Here is a 19,697-nt window from a genome sequence, read left to right as displayed (position 1 = left end):
CGATTAATATTTTGAATATAGTCGTTTCCGGACAATATAAGTAGTTTTTATTTTTTGAGGTGAAGGGAAGCTATTCTCATCAGTTTTCAAGCTTTTGATTTTTTCGTCCGCCAGCGAACGAAAATGTTCGAAGAGAAACAGCACTAATTTATAAAAAGTCCTTGTTGAGGCATTTTAGACCGTTTTTCACTGGCATGTAAATTGGCAAAGACCTATTGCCCATTAAAGGGAAACTAGTTTTTGCACATGGATAGAAAAATTGAAAAGAAGACCTGGACGCCAAAGTTTATCGCCATGATTATTATTGGAGTAGCCGTATTGTCCTTAATAGTTTACCAGTTGCTATTTGCTGATAATAGAAGTTCGCTATATGTAGAAAAAGAAAGATTATCCATAGCTACTGTAAGCGAGGGAGAATACAAGGATTATATCACCGTATCTGGCACCATGCAACCGGCAGAGACCTTTTATTTGGATGCGATAGAAGGAGGGATAATACAAGAAGTGGTCAGGGAGTCTGGAGCCTTTGTTGAAGTTGGAGATACCATTTTGACTTTGACCAATTCCAATTTGCAGTTGGATGTAATGCAAAGGGAAACCATGTTGTACGAACAGATCAATAATCTTCGACAAACGAGATTGTTATTGGATCAGAATGATCTTAACCAACAAGGACAGCTAGCTGAAATTGATTATCAAATCAGTTTGTTGAAGCCTCAGTATAAACGGTTCAAAGAGTTGCATGAGAGGAAGTTGGCATCTGACCGAGAGCTAGAGGAGGTAAAAGAAGAATATGAATACAATATCAAGAGAAGGCAACTGACCTATGAGTCTTACAAGAATGACTCCATCGCACGGTCCATCCAGCTGCAACAGTTAAAAGCTTCAGAGGCCAGAATGCAAAAGTCCCTGGAAGGTGTAGGCCATATCTTGGATAACCTGATCATCACTGCACCAATTACTGGGCAGTTGGCTACAGAAAAGATAGAAATAGGCCAGTCCATTCAATCTGGTGAAAGATATGGACAGATCGATATCTTGAATGAATTTAAGGTAAGGGTTCAGATAGATGAGCTGTATTTGCCGAGAGTGAGAAAAGGTCTTAGGGGAAGCTTTTCTTTTTCAGGAGATAATTATGCAGTTGAAATTTCAAAAATCTACCCGAGCATTTCTGAGGGGAGGTTTGAAGTGGACATGCTGTTTCTTGAAGGGACGCCTCCTGGAGTGAGAAGGGGGCAGTCTGTTCGTATCAAGCTGGAGTTGGGGAACAGTGAGAGGTTGTTGTTATTGCCTACCGGAGGCTTCTACAAGGATACAGGCGGGAACTGGGTTTTTGTTTTGAACAAGTCTGGCGATAAAGCCCAAAAGAGAAACATACGACTTGGAAGAAAAAACCCGGATCATTTCGAAGTGCTGGAAGGCCTAAATGAGGGTGATAAAGTGGTTGTGTCAGGTTACGAAAATTTCGGAGACAATGAGGTGCTGCTGTTGAAGTAGGAAAGTTGAAGAGGGAAGTATGAAGGACGAAGTAATAGGGGCCGAATAGTTAAGAATTTGAAAAAGCATTGGGAGAAGGATTTTATCTAATCTAATGAATATGCCATCATCCTTTTGGTCAAAAATTGAACAACAAATAATAAAATATAATCTACGATGTTTCTGACTCAAACTTAGGACATCGGACATCTGACAACGATATGCAAAACGTCATTAAAACAACCGCCCTGAAAAAGCTCTATGCCACTGAGGAAATAGAGACCACGGCTTTGGAAAGCATTGATATCGAAATCAAGCAAGGGGAGTTTGTGGCCATTATGGGCCCTTCGGGATGTGGGAAATCTACCTTGCTGAATATCCTGGGACTTTTAGATAATCCGGATGAAGGAGAATACCATTTCCTAGACCATGAGGTGGCCAAGTTCTCGGAAAGAAAACGTTCCCAGTTGAGAAAGGGCAATATTGGATTTGTCTTTCAGAGCTTCAACCTGATTGATGAACTGACTGTTTTCGAAAATGTGGAACTCGCACTGCTTTATTTGAAGGTGCCTGCCAGTGAGCGAAAACAAAAAGTGGAACATGTGCTCGAACGGATGAATATCATGCACAGGAGGAATCACTTTCCGCAGCAGCTTTCTGGAGGTCAGCAACAGCGGGTGGCCATTGCAAGGGCCATTATCACCAAGCCAGCCATTATCCTTGCCGATGAACCTACCGGTAATTTGGATTCCGCCAATGGTGAAGAAGTAATGAGGCTTTTGGAAGAATTGAACAATGAAGGAACTACCATTGTGATGGTTACCCACTCACCACATGACGCGAATTATGCCCACCGCGTGATCAATCTGTTTGATGGCAAGGTGGTGACGGAGAATATTAGAGAGCAATTCCATATTTAGTAGCAGGCTAGCCGCTGGATATAAACCTAAAGGAAAAAATAGAGCAGAGTAGGTCTTCTAAGTAGTCATTCAGAAGTACGAAACACTAAATAACTAAATATCAAAAAAAACGTCATGCTGAAACATTATTTTACCCTGGTCTTTAGAAATTTCAGAAAGCAAAAGACCACCTTTCTGATCAACCTGATAGGACTTTCTTTCGGATTGGCCTGTGTAGTCTTGATCTATTTGTGGATTCAGGATGAGAGAAATATGAATCAGTTTAATGATAAGAAAGATGATTTATATCAAGTACTGACCAATCATGATAATGAGGAAGGGATAGTAACACATGGATACGGCCCGGGACTTTTGGCAGATGCCATGGAAGAGGAATTGCCTGAAGTTGTAAGTGCAGCAGCGACTTCTCCCTTTATTGAAGATGTCTCATTTGCCAGTGGGATGGAAAAAATAGGAGTGGATGGTCTATTCGCAGATCAGGATTTGTTTTCTATGTTTACGATTCCTGTTCTTTATGGAAATCTATCCACTCTTCTCAGCGATATCAATAGTGTGGCGCTTTCTGAAAGTATGGCCAGAAAGCTTTTTGATGATCCAAAAGAGGCGGTTGGGAAAAGTTTGGAATGGCAGGTCTTTGATTTTTCGAATGAAGTTACTGTCAGCGGTGTGTATCAAGACTTTCCTCAAAACTCTACCTTAAGGCCAGCTTTTTTGATGGCCTTCGATTATTTCAAACAGATGCTGGGTGAAGGAATTCACTGGGACAACCACAATACCATGAGTTATGTTTTGCTGAAAAAAGAAACAGATGTTGATTTTTTTAACCAAAAAATCGATGGATTTATAAAATCAAAACTTGCGGATTCCAATGTTCGCCCAATGGTACAAAACTTTGGTGATACCTATTTGCACGGAAATTACGAAAATGGAAAAGTGGCAGGCGGGAGGATTCAATATGTCTACTTGTTCAGTATCATAGCCTTGTTGGTTCTGGCCATTGCCTGCGTGAATTTTGTCAACCTTACCACGGCCAAAGCCATCAGCAGAAGTAAAGAAGTGGGCATAAAGAAAGCCATTGGTGCTGATAGAAAACAATTGATTGATCAGTTTTTGGTGGAAGTATTATTACTTACGGCTACAGCTTTAATCCTGGCCTTGGTGCTGGTTTACTTCTTATTGCCTCAATTCAATCAAATCACTCACAAGCACCTCAGTTTGTTTCTGACTGTTCAGCAGTGGGCATTTATTGTAGGGATTGGATTATTTACAGCAATCTTGTCCGGCATTTATCCTGCCTTATACCTTTCTGGGTTTAAACCTTCCAGTGTATTGAAAGGGGTTCAACGTGGAAGTTTTGGAGAGGTAATGGCCAGAAGGGGATTGGTGATTTTTCAGTTTGCCGTTTCTTTGACGATGATTATCTCGATCATTGTTGTGGCGAAGCAAATCTCACACGTAAAGCAACAAAACCTAGGCTATCAAAAAAATAACATCCTAAACATAACTCCATATGGCTTGTCAGGACAACGTTATGAGACTTTTATTGAGCGAGTAAAAGCTGTTTCAGGAGTGGAGCAGGCCTCTGGGATTTTTCATTCCATGGCTGGCGCTGGCAGCTCCACTATAGGTTTGACTTGGCCTGGGAAGGATCCGAATACCAATGTGAAGTTTGAAAATATTTCTGTGGGATATGACCTTATAGAAACTTTAAATATGACTTTGATCGAGGGGAGGTCCTTTTCAAAGAAATTTGCAGCTGAGGATACGAAAATAATTCTTAATGAAGCAGCGATCAAAGCCATGGGCATGGATGATCCTATTGGAAAGACAGTCAACTTGTGGGGAGCAGACAAGGAAATCATTGGTGTGGTCAAGGATTTTAACTTCGAATCTCTTAGGGAAAATGTGAAACCAGCTTTCCTAAAATACAAACCAGAAACTGCCCAGCACATTATGGTGCGTATCAGCCCAAAAAATACCCAAGCTACTTTAAAAGGCATTGAAAGCCTTTACCATGAGATAAGTCCAGGAGATGTCTTTGAGTATAAATTTTTGGATGAAAACTATCAATCCCAATATGAGGCTGAGCAAAGGGTGGAGGCCTTGGCCATGTATTTTGGGGCGTTGGCCATTTTGATTTCCTGCCTAGGACTCTTTGGCTTGGCAGTATTCAGTACGGAGAAACGCAAAAAGGAGATCGGTGTGCGCAAGGTATTGGGAGCCTCAATCGGGTCCATAGTGAAATTGATAACAGGGGAGTTTGCCCGATTGATTTTGGTAGCCATTGCCATTGCTGTTCCCTTTTCTTGGTTTGCAAGCAGTAGGTGGTTGTCAGGTTTTGCCTATCGTACTTCACTGGACTGGTGGGTTTTTGTGATAGCGGGTTTGTTGATTATGCTGATTGCCATGCTTACGGTGGGCACCCAAGCTTTCCGGGCCGCCAATGTAAATCCAGTGAATTCATTGAGAGATGAATGAAGAACGAAGAGGGAAGAACGAAGCTTGAAGTAAGATGAAGGAATTCTCATTACTTAATACTCAATACTATAAAAAGCCATGTGGAAGAACTATATAAAAATTGCTTGGAGAAACCTTTGGAAGAACCCTATATATTCCATGATCAATATTGGGGGACTTGGGATAGGTATAGCTTGCTGTTTATTGATCTTCCAATATGTCGCTTTTGAATTTAGCTTCGATGAGTTTCATGAAAATGCTTCGGATATTTATCATGTTTCTTGGAGTCGGGTACAAAATGAAGGAGAGCCCAGTGTCAATACTGCGACTGGATGGCAGGTTGGGCCAGCACTTGCTGAAGAGACACCGGATGTTCGCCGCTATGTAAGAATTCACCCAGAATATGGCAGTGCGGTTGTTTCCAATTCTGACCATCCTGTCAAAACATTCGAAGAAGAGAAAGTCTATTATGTTGATTCTACATTCTTTCAGCTATTCACTTTTCCTCTGGTGTATGGAGATGCCAGTCGAGTACTTGAACCTGGGACACTTGTGTTGTCCCAATCTGCTGCAAAAAAATACTTTGGAGAAGAAGACCCGATTGGTCATTCCCTTGATGTTACAGGATGGTTTGGTGGGGAATTCCATTATCATGGAGTGGTAAATGGAGTATTCAAAGATGTACCGACCAACTCGCAGCTTCAGTTCGAATTTCTAGTTCCAATGTCAGGTCTTTTTCAACAGAGTGAATACAATGATCCTTCTACGGGCTGGGGATGGAATAATTTTATCACCTATGTCCAGCTTCGACCTGATACAGATCCTGTGGAGGTTGACAGGAAGTTTACAGAGATTTATATGCGTCATAGGCAAGAGAACTTCCAAAGAAGTAATGTCAGGGCATATGTTACTACAAGTCCCTTTCGTGATGTTTATCTTAATGAAGATTTAGCTCTTTATTCTTTTGCAAAAGGAAGCTCCAGAGCAGTATATTTTTTTATCATAATCGGTTTGATTACATTGTTGATAGCCCTTTTCAATTACATTAATTTGTCCATTGCAGGAGCACTCGGCAGGGCAAGAGAAGTAGGCGTTCGTAAGGCGGTCGGAGCACAGAAATTCCAGTTGATTTTCCAGTTTATTAGTGAATCTGCCCTTACAGTTTTTATCTCAACTGTCTTAGGTTTTGCTATTGCAGGATTCGTCTTGACTACGGTGAATAGCTTGGCAGATGTGGGTTTGACTTTTTGGCTTTGGAAAAGTTCAGGTTTTTGGTTCGTATTTCCATTCCTCTTTTTTGTTATCATTCTTATTTCTGGATTGTATCCGGCATTGATGCTTTCATCGTTTCGTTCCATGGATGTATTGAAAGGAAATAAAGGTACATTCAAGGGGGGGAGCAGAATGCGAGAGGGGCTAATCGTATTTCAGTTTGCCATATCCATTGTACTGCTTGTTGGAACTATAGTGGTTTACAAACAAGTCAACTATATGCAGCATATGGATCTGGGGATGAATTTGGAACAGGTGATGACCGTACCTGGCCCAAAGCTGATACCTGATGGAGTAGATAGAACAAATGCAGTGGAAACATTCACCCAAAGATTGTCCAGTCTTTCACCTGTTGGGGAAATTGCCACTTCTGGATCGATACCGGGCAAAGGATTTGCTTTTGGTACAAATGGATTCAGGAAGGCTTCAGCAGATCAGTCAGAAGAAATAGCTGCATCAGGCACTTCAATCGATACTAGTTTTATCAATCTTTATGGACTGGAGTTGGTGGCAGGTGATATAAAGAACAGGTCATACCTGGTGCCAGAGGGAGAACCTTCTCACATCCTGATCAACGAAACAGCTGCCTACTCATTAGGCTTTGATAAGCCGAAGGATGCCTTGGGCGAAGAGCTATCCCATGGTCTGGTAATCGGGGTTTTGAAGGATTTCAACTGGTCCTCAGCACATCATGCTCGGGAGAATACCATTTTCTACCTGTCTCCAAACAATCCTTATATTTCTATCAAACTGGGGACAGAAAACCTGCCAGAAACAATTTCTGCGATAGAAGCCCTTTATAAGCAGCATTTTCCCGGAAATCCATTCCAATATGCTTTCGTGGATGAGCAGTTTGACCAGCTGTACAAGAATGACCATAGGTTTGCAAGGCTTTTTGTGGTATTCACTTCTCTGGCCATCTTCATTGCCTGTCTAGGTTTACTTGGACTGGCTACTTATACAACTAGGCAACGGACCAAGGAAATAGGTGTTCGTAAGGTCCTTGGAGCTTCTGTAAGTGGTATTGTTGCTTTATTGTCCAAAGAATTTGTACGATTGATTTTGCTGGCAATACTTATTGCTTCACCCATTGCTTGGTATGTTATGAACAGGTGGCTTCAGAATTATGCCTACCAGATAGAGCTGAAATGGTGGATGTTTGTTGGTGCTGGTATGGCAGCTATTGTTATTGCTTTGCTAACGGTTAGCTCACAAGCAGTCAAGGCAGCACTGATGAATCCGGTAAACTCGCTGCGAAGCGAGTGAATGGAGGTTCTAGTATCAAGATTATAGACACTAGACTTAAGATATAAGATGAAAGAAAGATGAGAGTTGAAGTCTCACTACTCAATACAATAAAAAAGCCATGTGGAAGAACTATATAAAAATTGCTTGGAGAAACCTTTTGAATAAAAAAGGCTTTGCATTCATCAATATTGGCGGATTAGCAGTAGGTATGGCCAGTGCCCTCTTGATCCTGCTTTTGGTGCAACATGAATGGAGCATGGACAGGTTCCATCACAAAAAGGACCAGATCTTCCGGGTCATGAACCGGGCAGAGTTTAATGGAGAAATCCATGTTTGGGGAAGTACCCCAAAACCACTTGGACCTGCACTCAAAGAGGAATATCCAGCCATTTCGGCTTTTTCAAGGTTTTCCACCATGGATAATTTACTCTTTACAGTGGGGGAACAAAAGATTTCTTCTGATGGAGCCTTTGTTGACATTAGCTTCTTGGATATGTTTGATTTTCCACTATTGGAAGGGGACAAGCAAGTGGTTTTCAAACAACCTACAGACATTGTGATTACCCAGGATTTTGCTTCGCGATTATTTGGTTCAGCTGATGCATTGGGCAAAACGGTTTTGGTCAATAATCAGGAGACTTTTACGATAACAGGAATATTGGAGGACCTTCCATCAAACACCCAATTTTCATTTGATTATCTCGTGCCTTGGTCTTACATGGAAAAGTTGGGCTGGTCAGATGATTACTGGGGGAATAACTCAGTAGATACTTATGTGGAACTAAATGATCAGTCAGATCCACAGGTGGTGGGTGAAAAGATCAAAGATATTACCAAACGACATAGTAATACAGAGGAAACAGAGGTTATTCTACATGCCATGCCCGATTGGAGGTTATATTCAAGATTTGAAAATGGGGAGATTGCTGGAGGAAGAATTGAAATGATCAGACTTTTCGGTGTCATTGCTGGATTTATACTTTTGATCGCTTGTATCAATTTTATGAACCTCACCACTGCTAGAAGTGAAAAACGTGCCAAGGAAGTAGGCATTAGAAAAGTGGTAGGTGCAGGTAAAATGGCCTTGGTTTATCAGTTCTTGATCGAATCCATAATAATTTCAGCCTTGGCCGGGGTGATTGCCTTGGGAATTGTTCAGTTGATTTTGCCTTACTTCAACCAACTGATCGATAAAGATTTGTTCATTAATTTTACCAGTGTGTGGTTTTGGACGGGGCTTTTGGGTTTTGTTTTGCTGACAGGGGTATTGGCAGGGAGTTATCCAGCCTTCTTTTTATCATCTTTTATGCCAACGAAAGTCCTTAAAGGGACTTTTAGAAAGGTCAATTCCAAGGTGAATCCCCGAAAAATTTTAGTGGTGTTACAGTTTACCATTGCTATCATATTGATGATAAGTACTTTGGTGATTCAAAAACAAATTCGACACGGCAAGGACAGGGAAAATGGATACGACAGAAAAAACCTGATTTATATCCCACTTACGGATGATGTCAAAAAGCATTATGGGGTGATCAAGCAGGAGCTGATCAATGGAGGAACGGCAGAATCGATGACACGTACCCTTTCTCCATTAACAGAAATATGGAGCAACACTTGGGGGATTGATTGGGAGGGAAAGGATCCCGATGATAAAACGGTGTTTAACCGTTTTAATATAGATGAAGATATTGTCAGGACGGCCGGATTGACCTTATTAAGTGGCCGTGACTTGGATTTGGATAGATTTCCAAGTGATTCTTTGGCCATGCTCTTAAATGAAAGTGCGGTGAAGGCTATGGGTTTTGAAGAGCCTTTGGGGCAACTGGTAAATGATAGCGATACGGATTATCATGTGGTCGGTGTGGTAAAGGATTTTATCATGACCAACCCCTTTGAGCCTATAGAACCATTAATACTGGCAGGGATCAGAAGTGGCAATTGGACCAATGTAGCCCATATCAAGTTTAATCCCAGTCTAAGTACAGCTAATGCGCTAGCAAATACCAAGGAAGTTTTGGCCAAGTATAATCCGGATTTTCCTTTTGAATACACCTTTGTAGATGAAGCATATGCACAGAAATTTGAAAGCTCTCAGAAGTCAGCTAAGCTGGCGGCAAGTTTTGCCTTTTTGACCATCTTCATTTCTTGCCTGGGATTGTTTGGTCTGTCAGCTTATATCGCAGAGACCCGTACCAAAGAAATTGGTATTCGAAAAGTATTGGGAGCATCAGTGGGATCATTGACTTCTTTACTTTCTAGGGATTTTGTGCTATTGGTAGTGATCTCCTGTGCGATTGCTTTTCCGGTTGCTTGGTGGGCGATGAGTCAGTTTTTAAAGTCCTATGCCTATCGCATCAACTTGGACTGGTGGCTTTTTGCTTTGGCGGGTATTGGAGCGGTGTTGATCGCTGTTTTGACGGTCAGCTCACAAGCCATCAAAACGGCATTAATGAACCCGGTAAACTCACTGCGAAACGAGTGATGAAAGTAGCACTAGATATTAGACGCTAGAAATAAGATTTAAAAATAAGAAGGAAGAAAGAAGTTCCAATACTCAATACCTGTCTGCCGACAAGGCAGATTCATGACTAAAGACTATAGAAAGCCATGTTAAGAAACTATCTAAAAATTGCCTGGAGAAACCTGTTGAAAAATAAGGTGTTCTCACTGATCAATATATTAGGCCTGTCATTAGGCCTTGCGACATGCTTTTTGATTTACCAGTACGTGAGGTATGAGCGGAGCTTTGATGAGTTTCACGAAAAGAGCGAAAGGATTTATAGGGTTCCCATTTCGTATACTGGCAGCTTCGCTTCAGTGCCTCCCACAGCAGCTAATCATCCGGCGTTGGGTCCTGCCATGAAAAGTGACTTTGCTGAGGTGGAGGACTTTGCAAGGATGGTCAGGGCTACCTTGTTTATCGGGGGAAGCCAATTGTCAGATTTTACAGATGAAAATAACCCAGTCACCTTTAATGTAGAAAAACTCTTTTTGGCCGATGCTTCTCTTTTGGATGTGTTCAGCTTCCCATTGGTAGAAGGCGATGTATCAAGGGCATTAAAAGAACCTGAGACGATAGTGATTACTGAAAAACTAGCAAAGAAATATTTTGGAGATGAACCTGCAGTTGGAAAGGTGCTGAGCTTAAATAAAGAGTTGGATTTGACTGTAACGGGCGTTTTAAAGGATCTTCCGCAAAACTCCCACCTGCAATTTGACGCATTGATTTCATTTGCGACTCTGGGAGAGCAATGGGGATATGATACTTGGATTTGGCCAGAGTTTTACAATTATATTTTGTTGCGATCTGGAGCAGACCCATCTGCAGTCGAAAAGCAGTTTCCTGCATTTACAGAGAAATACCTAGGGGAGGTTCAAAGGCAAAATAATTTCCAGTCTCATTTTACGCTTCAACCTTTGGCTGACATTCATCTTAAATCCCATTTGTTGCTGGAGCAGAGTGCCAATGGAAGTGATCGGACTGTTTACTTTCTGTCTTTGTTGGCCCTGTTTATTTTACTGATGGCTTGGATCAATTATTTGAATCTCTCTACCGCAAAAGCGATGGAAAGATCAAAAGAGGTGGGTGTCAGAAAGGTAGCTGGAGCAGCTCGAAGTCAGCTTATTGCTCAGTTTTTTGTGGATGTTATGTTGGTCAATATGCTTGCTATTGGAATAGCGATTATACTGGTCATTATCGCTTGGGGACCTTTTGAAAGATTGGTGGAGGTCGACATGACTGCTTTTATATTCTCTTCCTCCGGAACTGCCAGCTTTACACAGTGGGGATATTTGATCATGATGTTTTTATTGGGGGTGATCTTTTTGGGCGCTTATCCTGCCATGCTGCTTTCTTCTTATAATCCTTCTTTGGTATTAAGGGGCAAATTCATCAAGTCTAAGTTTGGTGCCACGCTTAGAAAGTCATTGGTGACTTTTCAGTATGTGCTGACCATTGTATTGGTGGGAGGAAGCATGGTTATTTTCCAACAGCTCCGGTACATGCAAAACCAGGATCTGGGCTATAACAAAGATGAGATTCTTGTGGTGAATAGGCCTGTTGTAAGCAGTGACGATTACCAAAATAGCTCTTTATATTTCAGGGAAGAAGTAGAAAGACTATCTGCGATCAATGCGGTGACCTATTCGACTGATATTCCGGGAGAGCAAATTAAAGGTAGAAACCAGGTGAGGAGAATAAATCAGGAGCAAGGGGGTGGAATTGTGGTCTATCAACTTGGTATAGATGAGAATTTTGTCTCAACCTACGATCTCGAACTGGTAGCAGGCAGAGGACTGGGTGATCGAGATAAGCCGTTGTACTTGGATGGAACAGAGGATTTTGATAATCCAGCACCCTTGCTGATAAATGAAAGACTCGTGGAACAGCTAGGTTATCTAACTTCAGAGGAAGCCATTGCAAAAAAAGTATATTTTAAGATGGGACCTGAATTTATAACTGGTGAAATCATAGGTGTACTGAAAAACTACCATCAGCTTTCACTGAAAGAAGATATTGACCCTGTATTGTATTATTTCACGCCTCCCGGAAGTTTTACGTTTGCCTCAGTGAACATGAATATACTTGCGGTTGAGCAAACCATGGAGGCTATTCAAAAGGTATATGATCAATCATTTTCCGGAAACCCATTTGATTATTTTTTCCTCAATGAATATTTTGATCAGCAATATAGGGCAGATAAGACTTTTGGAGCTGTATTTAGAATATTTACCGTTTTTGCCATCATTGTAGCTGCTTTGGGTCTATTAGGATTGGCCATTTTTACAGTTGAGCAGCACACTAAGGAAGTAGGCATAAGAAAAGTACTGGGAGCTTCAGCATCGGATATACTGGTTATTTTTACCAGCAATTTCGTCAAGCTATTACTGCTGTCTTACCTCTTGGGTGGGCCCATTATATACTTTGTAAGTAAGAAATGGTTGCAAAATTTCAAGTATAGAATTGATTTGGGCTGGGATATTTTGGTGATGCCTTTAATCCTGATGCTTGTGATTACAATTGTAACAGTGATGGCCATAAGCTTGAAAACGGCACTTTCCAATCCTATAAAATCTTTACGATATGAATGAAATAAAGTCAGTGGAACAAAGAGCGAAGTCTCAATACCTGTCTGCCGACAAGGCAGGATCATTACTATAGATTATAAAAAGCCATGTTAAGAAACTATCTAATAATTGCCTGGAGAAACCTGTTGAGAAATAAGCTCAGGGCGGCCATCCATATACTTGGATTGGCAATAGGCATAGCTGCATGCTTCGTGATCTACAACATGCTTTCCTATGAGTATGGCTTCAATCGGGATGTACCTGGCTACGATAAGATTTTTCGTATCACCACAGTGACCTCCCATGGCGAGGATCGCTGGCCAAATGTTGGCGTGCCCTTTCCTATGGGGGATGCGGTCAAAGATGAAGTTGGTGGGGTAGAATCCTTGGCAAGGATATTTGATAACGCTAATGCAATGGTAGGCTTAGCGGAAAGGCCAACGGCTTTTGGGCGACAACGGCATGTGGTGTATACCGAAGATAAGTATTTCGATATTTTTCCTGCTAAATGGCTAGGAGGTAATCCGGAAAAGGCGCTAAATCGTCCAAATACCGTTGTGTTGACCCAAAGTTCTGTGAATAAGTACTTTGGAGAAATTTCAGTTCAGGAGGCTTTAGGTAAAGAATTGATCTATAATGACAGCATTTCAGTGCAGGTCACTGGAATCATTGAAGACATTAAGGAGAACAATGACCTTATCTACACGGATTATATTTCGCTGAGCACCTTGACCAGCTCCACATCTGCCAGAAAGTTTATCAATGCGGAGAATTGGGATAATGTAAATTCTGCTTCCCAGCTTTATGTGCAGCTCAGTCATCCCCAACAGCTTTCAAGTTACGAAACCAGTTTGGACCAGATCATTGACAAATACCTAAATAATGAGGAAGGCTGGTCTACAGAATTTTTCATAGAGCCCTTGTCCGATCTTCATTTTACGGTCAATCCAAACCATACTGCCAATAAGTTTACCCTAATGGGCTTGAGCATTATGGCAGTCTTTATCTTGATGATTGCCTGTATGAACTTTATCAATTTGGAAACTGCCCAAGCCATTGTCAGGGCAAAGGAAATTGGAATCAGAAAAACTTTAGGGAGTAGCCGGTTCCAATTAATGTTACAGTTTTTTAGTGAAACCTTGGTGATTGCTCTTTTGGCCTTGATGCTGGCCCTTTTGCTGACAGAGTTTTCAGTACATTATTTCGCTGAAATGATTCCTGCAGACATGGAAATCAATTACTTGTCCACCGGAAATATTTTGTTCCTTTTGGGCCTGGTAGTTTTGGTTACTTTGCTGTCAGCCATTTATCCTGCACTTATGTTGACAGGCTATAATCCTGTCAAAGCCATAAAGAATCAGCTAAAGGACATTCACCAAAACAGGTGGGGGTATTTCGTTCGGAAGAACCTGACTGTGCTCCAGTTTACCCTGTCAATAGGCTTTATCATTGGGGTTTTGGTGATTTCTCACCAGTTGAAATATCTGGCCAATGAATCCATGGGCTTTAATAAAGAATTGGTTCTTTATGCCGATACACCATTTTTGGATGAATCAGGGCGAAATGACCAACTAAAAGAAAGTTTGGAGCGATTGTCTTTTGTAAAGTCTGTCAGCCTCAGTGGGGATATTTTAGCCTCAAGGTCTTTGTTTACGACCACGATAGAAAGACATAAAGGAGAGGAAATAGAAGAGTTGGGTATTCAGGCAAAAAACGGGGACAGCCTATTTGTTGATACTTACGAGGTACCTCTTTTGGTAGGTAAAAGAATCGAGAATGATTCCACTGAGATTTTGATCAATGAAACTTTTATGAAAGATCTCGGGTATGATTTTCCAGCTGATGCGATAGGAGAACAATTGGTATTGTATGGAGAAAGAAATGTGGAAGTGGTCGGGGTGGTAAAGGATTTTAATTCCCGGTCTTTGTATGAGCAGATCAGGCCATTGGTCATATTTTATGAACCAGAATACTTTACTAAAATCAATGTTAAACTTCAAGCCAACACAAACTTACAGGAAGCAAAAAGTTTATTGGATAAAGAAATGAAGGAGCTCTATCCTGAAGAGGATAGTGGATTTAGGTTTTTCGATGAGCTTGTGGCCAATTTTTATCAATCCGAGCAAAAACTACAAGAGGTTCTAAGCTTTGCCACCGTCTTGGCCATTTTGATTAGCGGAATGGGGCTATTCGGCCTTTCAGCTTTTACCATTGCCCAACGAACCAAGGAAATAAGTATCAGAAAGGTTTTGGGTGCATCTGCAAGTCAAATATTGGTTTTGATTTCTAGGGAATACATGGTATTGATCCTCATAGCCTTTGTGCTAGCGGTAGTGCCCACTTGGTTACTGTTGGAAGAATGGCTCAAGCAGTTTGCCTACCGTACTCCCATGCCCATAAGCCTTTACTTATTGGCGGGCTTCTTGGCCTTTTTACTCTGTGTAGTAATCGTGGGATTACATTCCTTGAGGACCATCAATAGAAATCCATCAGAAGTATTGAAAAGTGAATAGCATTAAAATTAATCTGATTATCCGCTATGATGCCAGTAACCATACATCCTTTGCTCAAGTGGTCGGAAGCCTGTCTAACTTCCAGGTAGACCTGAAGTCTGAAGCAGCTGATACTTTAACCGAAAGGGTAGTTTCTACTCGCTTTTAATCTTTACTGGTAAAATTGGGATATACATAAAAATTAATAAGAATAAAATGATCAAACTAAGCAACATTGATAAGTATGTCGACTCGAAGTTCCAAAGGGTATTTATTTTAAAAGGAATAGACTTGGAAATTGAGCAAGGGGAATTTGTAACCTTGATGGGCCCCAGTGGAGCAGGAAAATCTACCCTCTTGAATATCATTGGCCTTTTGGATGATGACTATGTAGGAGATTATGAGTTTGAAGGGGAAATGGTCAATAAAATGAAGGAAAAACAGCGGCATGCCCTTCACAAAAAGGAATTTGGCAATATTTTTCAAGCTTATCATTTGATTGATGAACTGACAGTTTATGAAAATATCGAAACTCCTCTTTTGTATAGAAGCGTCAGTAGCAGTGAAAGAAAAAGTATCGTTGCGGAATTGTTGGATCGGTTTAACATGGTGGCTAAAAAAGATTTGTTTCCTGCCCAGCTCAGTGGGGGCCAGCAGCAGTTGGTAGGGATTGCCCGGGCGATTGCAGGCAAGCCCCGGGTCCTTTTGGCAGATGAGCCAACGGGGAACCTTCATAGTAATCAAGCCAAACAGATCATGGAAGTGTTTGCAGAGTTGAACAGGGAAGGAACGACCATTATTCAGGCCACCCATGCGGAAGAAAATGCAGCCTATGGCAATCGCTTATTGGAGATTGTGGACGGAAAAATAGAAGAAGATAAGATTTTAATAAAATGAAAATAAGAAAAGCAATTGGTTTGATGGTGGGGCTACTCCTAGTGGGCAATGCCCTTAAAGCCCAGGATACATTAAAGCTGAATTTTGGGGAGGCGATTCAGTTGGCATTAAAGAAAAATGTTGAATATAATACTAAGCTTAATAACCAAGAAACCCAAGAGGCCTTTAGAAAACGTGCATTTTACAGTAACTTTCCAGCTATAGGAGTGGGCTTGAATTCAAGAAGGGTAACAGGACAACAGACCCAGCAGGTAGATGATGGATTTGTGGTGGATAATTTCACCAACTATTCCACTTCAGCGAGTGTAGATGCCAGCATGCCTATTTTCAATATGTTCCGTAGAATAAATACCTATAAAGCAGAGAAACTTAGGGAAGAGGCTGGAGTTAGGGATTTGGATCGATCTGAGCAGGATGTGGTCTTCCAAGTGGCCAATCAATATTTGCAGGTTTTGCTCAGCCAGGAGCTGCTGAAAATAGCTGACGAAAATCTCGAAAACCAACAAGAGCTACTACGACAAATCGAAGGCTATGTGGACGTGGGGCTTAGAACCCTTTCTGACCAATACAACCAACAATCTGAGGTGGCCAGACTTGAAGCGGTCAGGTATGATGCAGAAATACAGCTGATGAATGATGTGTTTACTTTGGCGGAAACACTCCAAATGGAGAAAGGGGAGGTGCCAGATGTTCAACCTATTCAGCAAAGCCTTTCTGCAGTGAGCTATGGTAATCAGCGATTGGATCAATTGCTGGATGTGGCGATGAGTCAGCATCCGGGAATTAAGAGGGAAGAACTGCTTTACAGTGCTTTTGGTAAGGAAGCCAAAGCTGCCAATGCAGGTTTTTACCCGAGCATAGACGCATACTATGGATACAGCTCCTTTAGCACATCCATTGTGGATAGAACATTCAATGATCAGTTTTTTGAATTCAACCCAAGCAGTGTGATTGGCATAAGCTTGAACATTCCTGTTTTTTCTAATTTCAATAACAAAGCCAGTTTGACCCGGAGCAAAATGGCCGTTAAAAACCAGCAGATCGTTCAAGAGGCCCTTGTGAAAAAAGTCTATCAGCAAGTACGATTGGCCCATGCCAATTACCAAGCAGCCCTCAAGAAAACAGAGACCACTAAAGTACAGTTGAATGCTGCTGAAGAAGCTGCGCTGGTCATTGGAGAAAGGTTTAAGCTAGGACTGAACAACTTTGTGGATTTGGCTACTGCCAACCGTCAACTGGTGCAAGCTCAGTCTGATATGGCTCAGGCTAGATATACCCAGTACTTTCAGGATATTTTATTAATGTATGCTGTTGGGGTCTTGGAGACAGGTAATCTTAGAAAGATGTAAACTTAAGTTTTTATGAAAAGTGACACACTGCTAGGGAAGGATTTCTTGGCGTGATTGCCCATTTAAGGTGTCGTTAATGCACCGTTATTTTGTGATAGATAGGATCGATATTTGTAGGTATGGGATTAATGTTTAACCTAAAAACCAAAACAATGGAAAAGATCACGGTAACAACTAAAGTAAATGCACCAGTAGATACGGTATGGGCTTATTGGACGAGTCCCGAACATATTACCAAATGGAATGCCGCTTCCGATGATTGGCATACTCCACATGCAAGCAATGATCTTAGAGAAGGAGGCGTATTTACTTCTCGAATGGAGTCAAAGGATGGTAGCATGGGCTTTGATTTTTCAGGAACTTATAATAAAGTGGAGGAAGGAGCTCTTTTGTCTTACGCCATGGAAGATGGGAGAGAAGTGGAGGTGATTTTTACACCAGAGGGAAATAGTACTTTGGTGAAGGAAACATTTGATCCAGAGCAAACAAATCCAGTGGAAATGCAAAAAGGGGGCTGGCAGGCTATTTTGGACAATTTCAAAAAGTACGTTGAGTCAAAAATTTGACTGTCATTTTTAAAGTTATGTTCCAATCAAATAACCCAATTACACCATGAGTATTGTTCAAAAAAGTCAAAATATCATTCCATTTCTTTGGTATGATAAGGATGCGGAAGAGGCGATAAAACTATACACCAATCTATTTCCAAATTCCGAAATCAATTTCATAAAAAGGTGGCCTGAAGGAGCTCCATTTCCCGCAGGGACCATTCAGATGAGTAGTTTTACCATTGATGGTTTGCAGGTTTATGCCTTTGACGCGGGTCCTGCATTCAAATTCAATGAATCTGTTTCTTTATTTGTCAAGTGTAAGGATCAAGATGAAATAGACCATTACTGGGACAAACTTGCGGCCAATGGCGGTAAAGAGTCCCAATGCGGTTGGCTGAAGGATAAGTTTGGAATGTCATGGCAGATCATTCCCGAAGCTCTTGTGGAAATGATGGAATCTCAAAATCACCGACGGGTACAGCAGATGATGGAAGTTATGATGCAGATGAAAAAGTTGAAGGTGGCTGAATTGGAAGCTGCTTTCAATAAATAGTGATTCCAATCAAATAAAAGTTATTTTGATGTCATAATGATTCGGTTAAAAGATCTTTCTAAATCTATTCTTAATCCAGCGGTGTAAACATTTACACTTTTCTCTCCTAAATGGTCTCGATTATTGTTTGAATTGATCCTAAACTCACTATAGAAATAGGCATGTTTCAAGGGTTTATATTCAAAGCCTAATATGTAATAGTCTGTTTTGAATCCATTGCTGAGAGGAAGGTTCAATATTTTGGGCTTGTATTGGTTAAAACCTGCTATGATGCTGAATTCTTGGAAAGTATATTTTGAATAGAATTCTATACCTGATGCGTCAAATACAATGGCTGCAATATCATTACCAATATAATTTCTCCTTAAGTCTCCATTGGATTGATCAGAATAAACCAACCCCAAATCCCATTTATTGTTGACATAATTAATTCCAAATGCCATGTATTCAGGATTCTTGTCAAATCCTATGGTATTTTTCCTTAGGGTATCTTGGATCAATACTCTATAGTAGGTTCCGCCAATTTTTAATCCTTTGATTAATTCAAGTTGACCAGATATACCGTATCCATCTATAATGTGGTTATTATTAGCGTTTTCTGCTTGTAATTGAAGGCCTAGGTGAAGTTTGCCAAATTGATTTCTGTAGGTGATGGCTTGATCGGCACGACCAGTTCCCGTTGTGCCTCCATCTGTCCCAGAGGTATAAGTGGCGGTTCCACCACCACCAAATACATTGAACTTGTCCGTATATCCAGTCACATCATAGTAAACGCTCCATTGCTTACCCACCATGATAGTTCCTCCTCGCTTAAATTTCACTCCCAAATACCCCAGTCGGGTACCAAAGACTTGATTGACCTGATAACTGTCGATGTCAATAAATCCACCACTGGTGGAGGCATCTAAATTAAATTGCTGGTCTCCTCGAAACATGTTTAATGAGAGTTCTGACCCAGCAAAGAAGGTTGAGTTTTCTTTTGATAAAGCAATTTCAAAGCCAATTCTAGAGGCGTTTTGTTGGATTTCCAATTCTCCATTAAAAAGAGAAAAATGACCTCTAAAGCTGCTATAAGGCTTGAATGATAGGGTGAGCGAATCATTTCTGGTTTGAGCACCTAGATTAAAGCCAGAGCAAAGAATTAGAAAAATAAAAACTAATTTGATCTTCATTATTCCAATGTTTATCTGGTAAGGGAATTAGATTTTGATAGACGAAGTATCTTTAAACGAATGGTTTTCTTTATTTTTAGAATTGACTCATTCTGGTGTTAAATTCTCTAAGTCAGTTGCTTGGCTAATTCTCACAATAAAATCACGTGTGTATTTTCGAGCTGGTTTTCATAAATTTTGGTATATCAATTTAGCTTTTTTATTTCTATAGTCCATCTTCTTTGATTCATTTTGATTTGGAGA

13 protein-coding genes are annotated in these 19,697 nt (G+C 40.9%); 12 read left to right on the top strand and 1 reads right to left on the bottom strand.

Features of this window, described 5'->3' with window-relative positions:
* Window positions 1-246: 246 nt before the first annotated feature.
* The 12 genes from IFO69_RS19415 (at window position 247) to IFO69_RS19360 (ending at window position 18,282) form a co-directional block, all read left to right on the top strand.
* Window positions 247-1,497, top strand: a complete 1,251-nt coding sequence (locus IFO69_RS19415; protein ID WP_192011806.1) for an efflux RND transporter periplasmic adaptor subunit — start codon at window positions 247-249, stop codon at window positions 1,495-1,497.
* Between the two features lie 200 nt (window positions 1,498-1,697).
* On the top strand, window positions 1,698-2,396 hold the full coding sequence (locus tag IFO69_RS19410) for an ABC transporter ATP-binding protein (RefSeq protein ID WP_192011805.1): 699 nt from the start codon (window positions 1,698-1,700) through the stop codon (window positions 2,394-2,396).
* Window positions 2,397-2,510: 114 nt separating this feature from the next.
* Window positions 2,511-4,874, top strand: coding sequence for an ABC transporter permease (locus IFO69_RS19405; RefSeq protein WP_192011804.1), 2,364 nt, complete (start codon window positions 2,511-2,513; stop codon window positions 4,872-4,874).
* 78 nt (window positions 4,875-4,952) lie between these two features.
* Complete coding sequence (locus tag IFO69_RS19400) at window positions 4,953-7,391, top strand: ABC transporter permease (RefSeq protein ID WP_192011803.1); 2,439 nt, start codon at window positions 4,953-4,955, stop codon at window positions 7,389-7,391.
* Window positions 7,392-7,491: 100 nt separating this feature from the next.
* On the top strand, window positions 7,492-9,855 hold the full coding sequence (locus tag IFO69_RS19395; protein ID WP_192011802.1) for an ABC transporter permease: 2,364 nt from the start codon (window positions 7,492-7,494) through the stop codon (window positions 9,853-9,855).
* Between the two features lie 125 nt (window positions 9,856-9,980).
* Window positions 9,981-12,464: an ABC transporter permease gene (locus IFO69_RS19390; protein ID WP_192011801.1), complete on the top strand. Its 2,484-nt coding sequence runs from the start codon at window positions 9,981-9,983 to the stop codon at window positions 12,462-12,464.
* A gap of 83 nt (window positions 12,465-12,547) precedes the next feature.
* The gene (locus IFO69_RS19385; protein WP_192011800.1) at window positions 12,548-14,953 is read left to right on the top strand and encodes an ABC transporter permease; all 2,406 of its coding nucleotides are present in this window, start codon (window positions 12,548-12,550) and stop codon (window positions 14,951-14,953) included.
* The gene (locus tag IFO69_RS19380) at window positions 14,946-15,101 is read left to right on the top strand and encodes a hypothetical protein (RefSeq protein ID WP_192011799.1); all 156 of its coding nucleotides are present in this window, start codon (window positions 14,946-14,948) and stop codon (window positions 15,099-15,101) included. Before IFO69_RS19385 ends, IFO69_RS19380 begins: the two co-directional genes overlap by 8 nt.
* Window positions 15,102-15,148: 47 nt before the next feature.
* On the top strand, window positions 15,149-15,829 hold the full coding sequence (locus IFO69_RS19375; protein WP_192011798.1) for an ABC transporter ATP-binding protein: 681 nt from the start codon (window positions 15,149-15,151) through the stop codon (window positions 15,827-15,829).
* The gene (locus IFO69_RS19370) at window positions 15,826-17,178 is read left to right on the top strand and encodes a TolC family protein (protein ID WP_192011797.1); all 1,353 of its coding nucleotides are present in this window, start codon (window positions 15,826-15,828) and stop codon (window positions 17,176-17,178) included. Before IFO69_RS19375 ends, IFO69_RS19370 begins: the two co-directional genes overlap by 4 nt.
* 152 nt (window positions 17,179-17,330) lie before the next feature.
* Entirely contained in the window at window positions 17,331-17,744 is a 414-nt protein-coding gene (locus IFO69_RS19365; protein ID WP_192011796.1) for an SRPBCC family protein, read from the top strand.
* Window positions 17,745-17,790: 46 nt separating this feature from the next.
* Entirely contained in the window at window positions 17,791-18,282 is a 492-nt protein-coding gene (locus tag IFO69_RS19360) for a VOC family protein (RefSeq protein ID WP_192011795.1), read from the top strand.
* Window positions 18,283-18,302: 20 nt separating this feature from the next.
* Here IFO69_RS19360 and IFO69_RS19355 read toward each other — a convergent pair whose 3' ends face one another.
* Entirely contained in the window at window positions 18,303-19,454 is a 1,152-nt protein-coding gene (locus tag IFO69_RS19355) for a porin (RefSeq protein ID WP_192011794.1), read from the bottom strand.
* Window positions 19,455-19,697 lie beyond the last annotated feature (243 nt).

Origin of the sequence: Echinicola arenosa (genome assembly GCF_014841125.1) — a bacterium.
Lineage (GTDB): Bacteria > Bacteroidota > Bacteroidia > Cytophagales > Cyclobacteriaceae > Echinicola > Echinicola arenosa.
Note: the sequence above shows the minus strand (reverse complement) of the source record. Positions and strands in the feature narration are given on the sequence as shown.

Coding starts and splice junctions, on each gene's coding strand:
- IFO69_RS19415 (WP_192011806.1), top strand. CDS start 247: ATGGATAGAAAAATTGAAAAGAAGACCTGGACGCCAAAGTTTATCGCC.
- IFO69_RS19410 (WP_192011805.1), top strand. CDS start 1,698: ATGCAAAACGTCATTAAAACAACCGCCCTGAAAAAGCTCTATGCCACT.
- IFO69_RS19405 (WP_192011804.1), top strand. CDS start 2,511: ATGCTGAAACATTATTTTACCCTGGTCTTTAGAAATTTCAGAAAGCAA.
- IFO69_RS19400 (WP_192011803.1), top strand. CDS start 4,953: ATGTGGAAGAACTATATAAAAATTGCTTGGAGAAACCTTTGGAAGAAC.
- IFO69_RS19395 (WP_192011802.1), top strand. CDS start 7,492: ATGTGGAAGAACTATATAAAAATTGCTTGGAGAAACCTTTTGAATAAA.
- IFO69_RS19390 (WP_192011801.1), top strand. CDS start 9,981: ATGTTAAGAAACTATCTAAAAATTGCCTGGAGAAACCTGTTGAAAAAT.
- IFO69_RS19385 (WP_192011800.1), top strand. CDS start 12,548: ATGTTAAGAAACTATCTAATAATTGCCTGGAGAAACCTGTTGAGAAAT.
- IFO69_RS19375 (WP_192011798.1), top strand. CDS start 15,149: ATGATCAAACTAAGCAACATTGATAAGTATGTCGACTCGAAGTTCCAA.
- IFO69_RS19370 (WP_192011797.1), top strand. CDS start 15,826: ATGAAAATAAGAAAAGCAATTGGTTTGATGGTGGGGCTACTCCTAGTG.
- IFO69_RS19365 (WP_192011796.1), top strand. CDS start 17,331: ATGGAAAAGATCACGGTAACAACTAAAGTAAATGCACCAGTAGATACG.
- IFO69_RS19360 (WP_192011795.1), top strand. CDS start 17,791: ATGAGTATTGTTCAAAAAAGTCAAAATATCATTCCATTTCTTTGGTAT.
- IFO69_RS19355 (WP_192011794.1), bottom strand. CDS start 19,454: ATGAAGATCAAATTAGTTTTTATTTTTCTAATTCTTTGCTCTGGCTTT.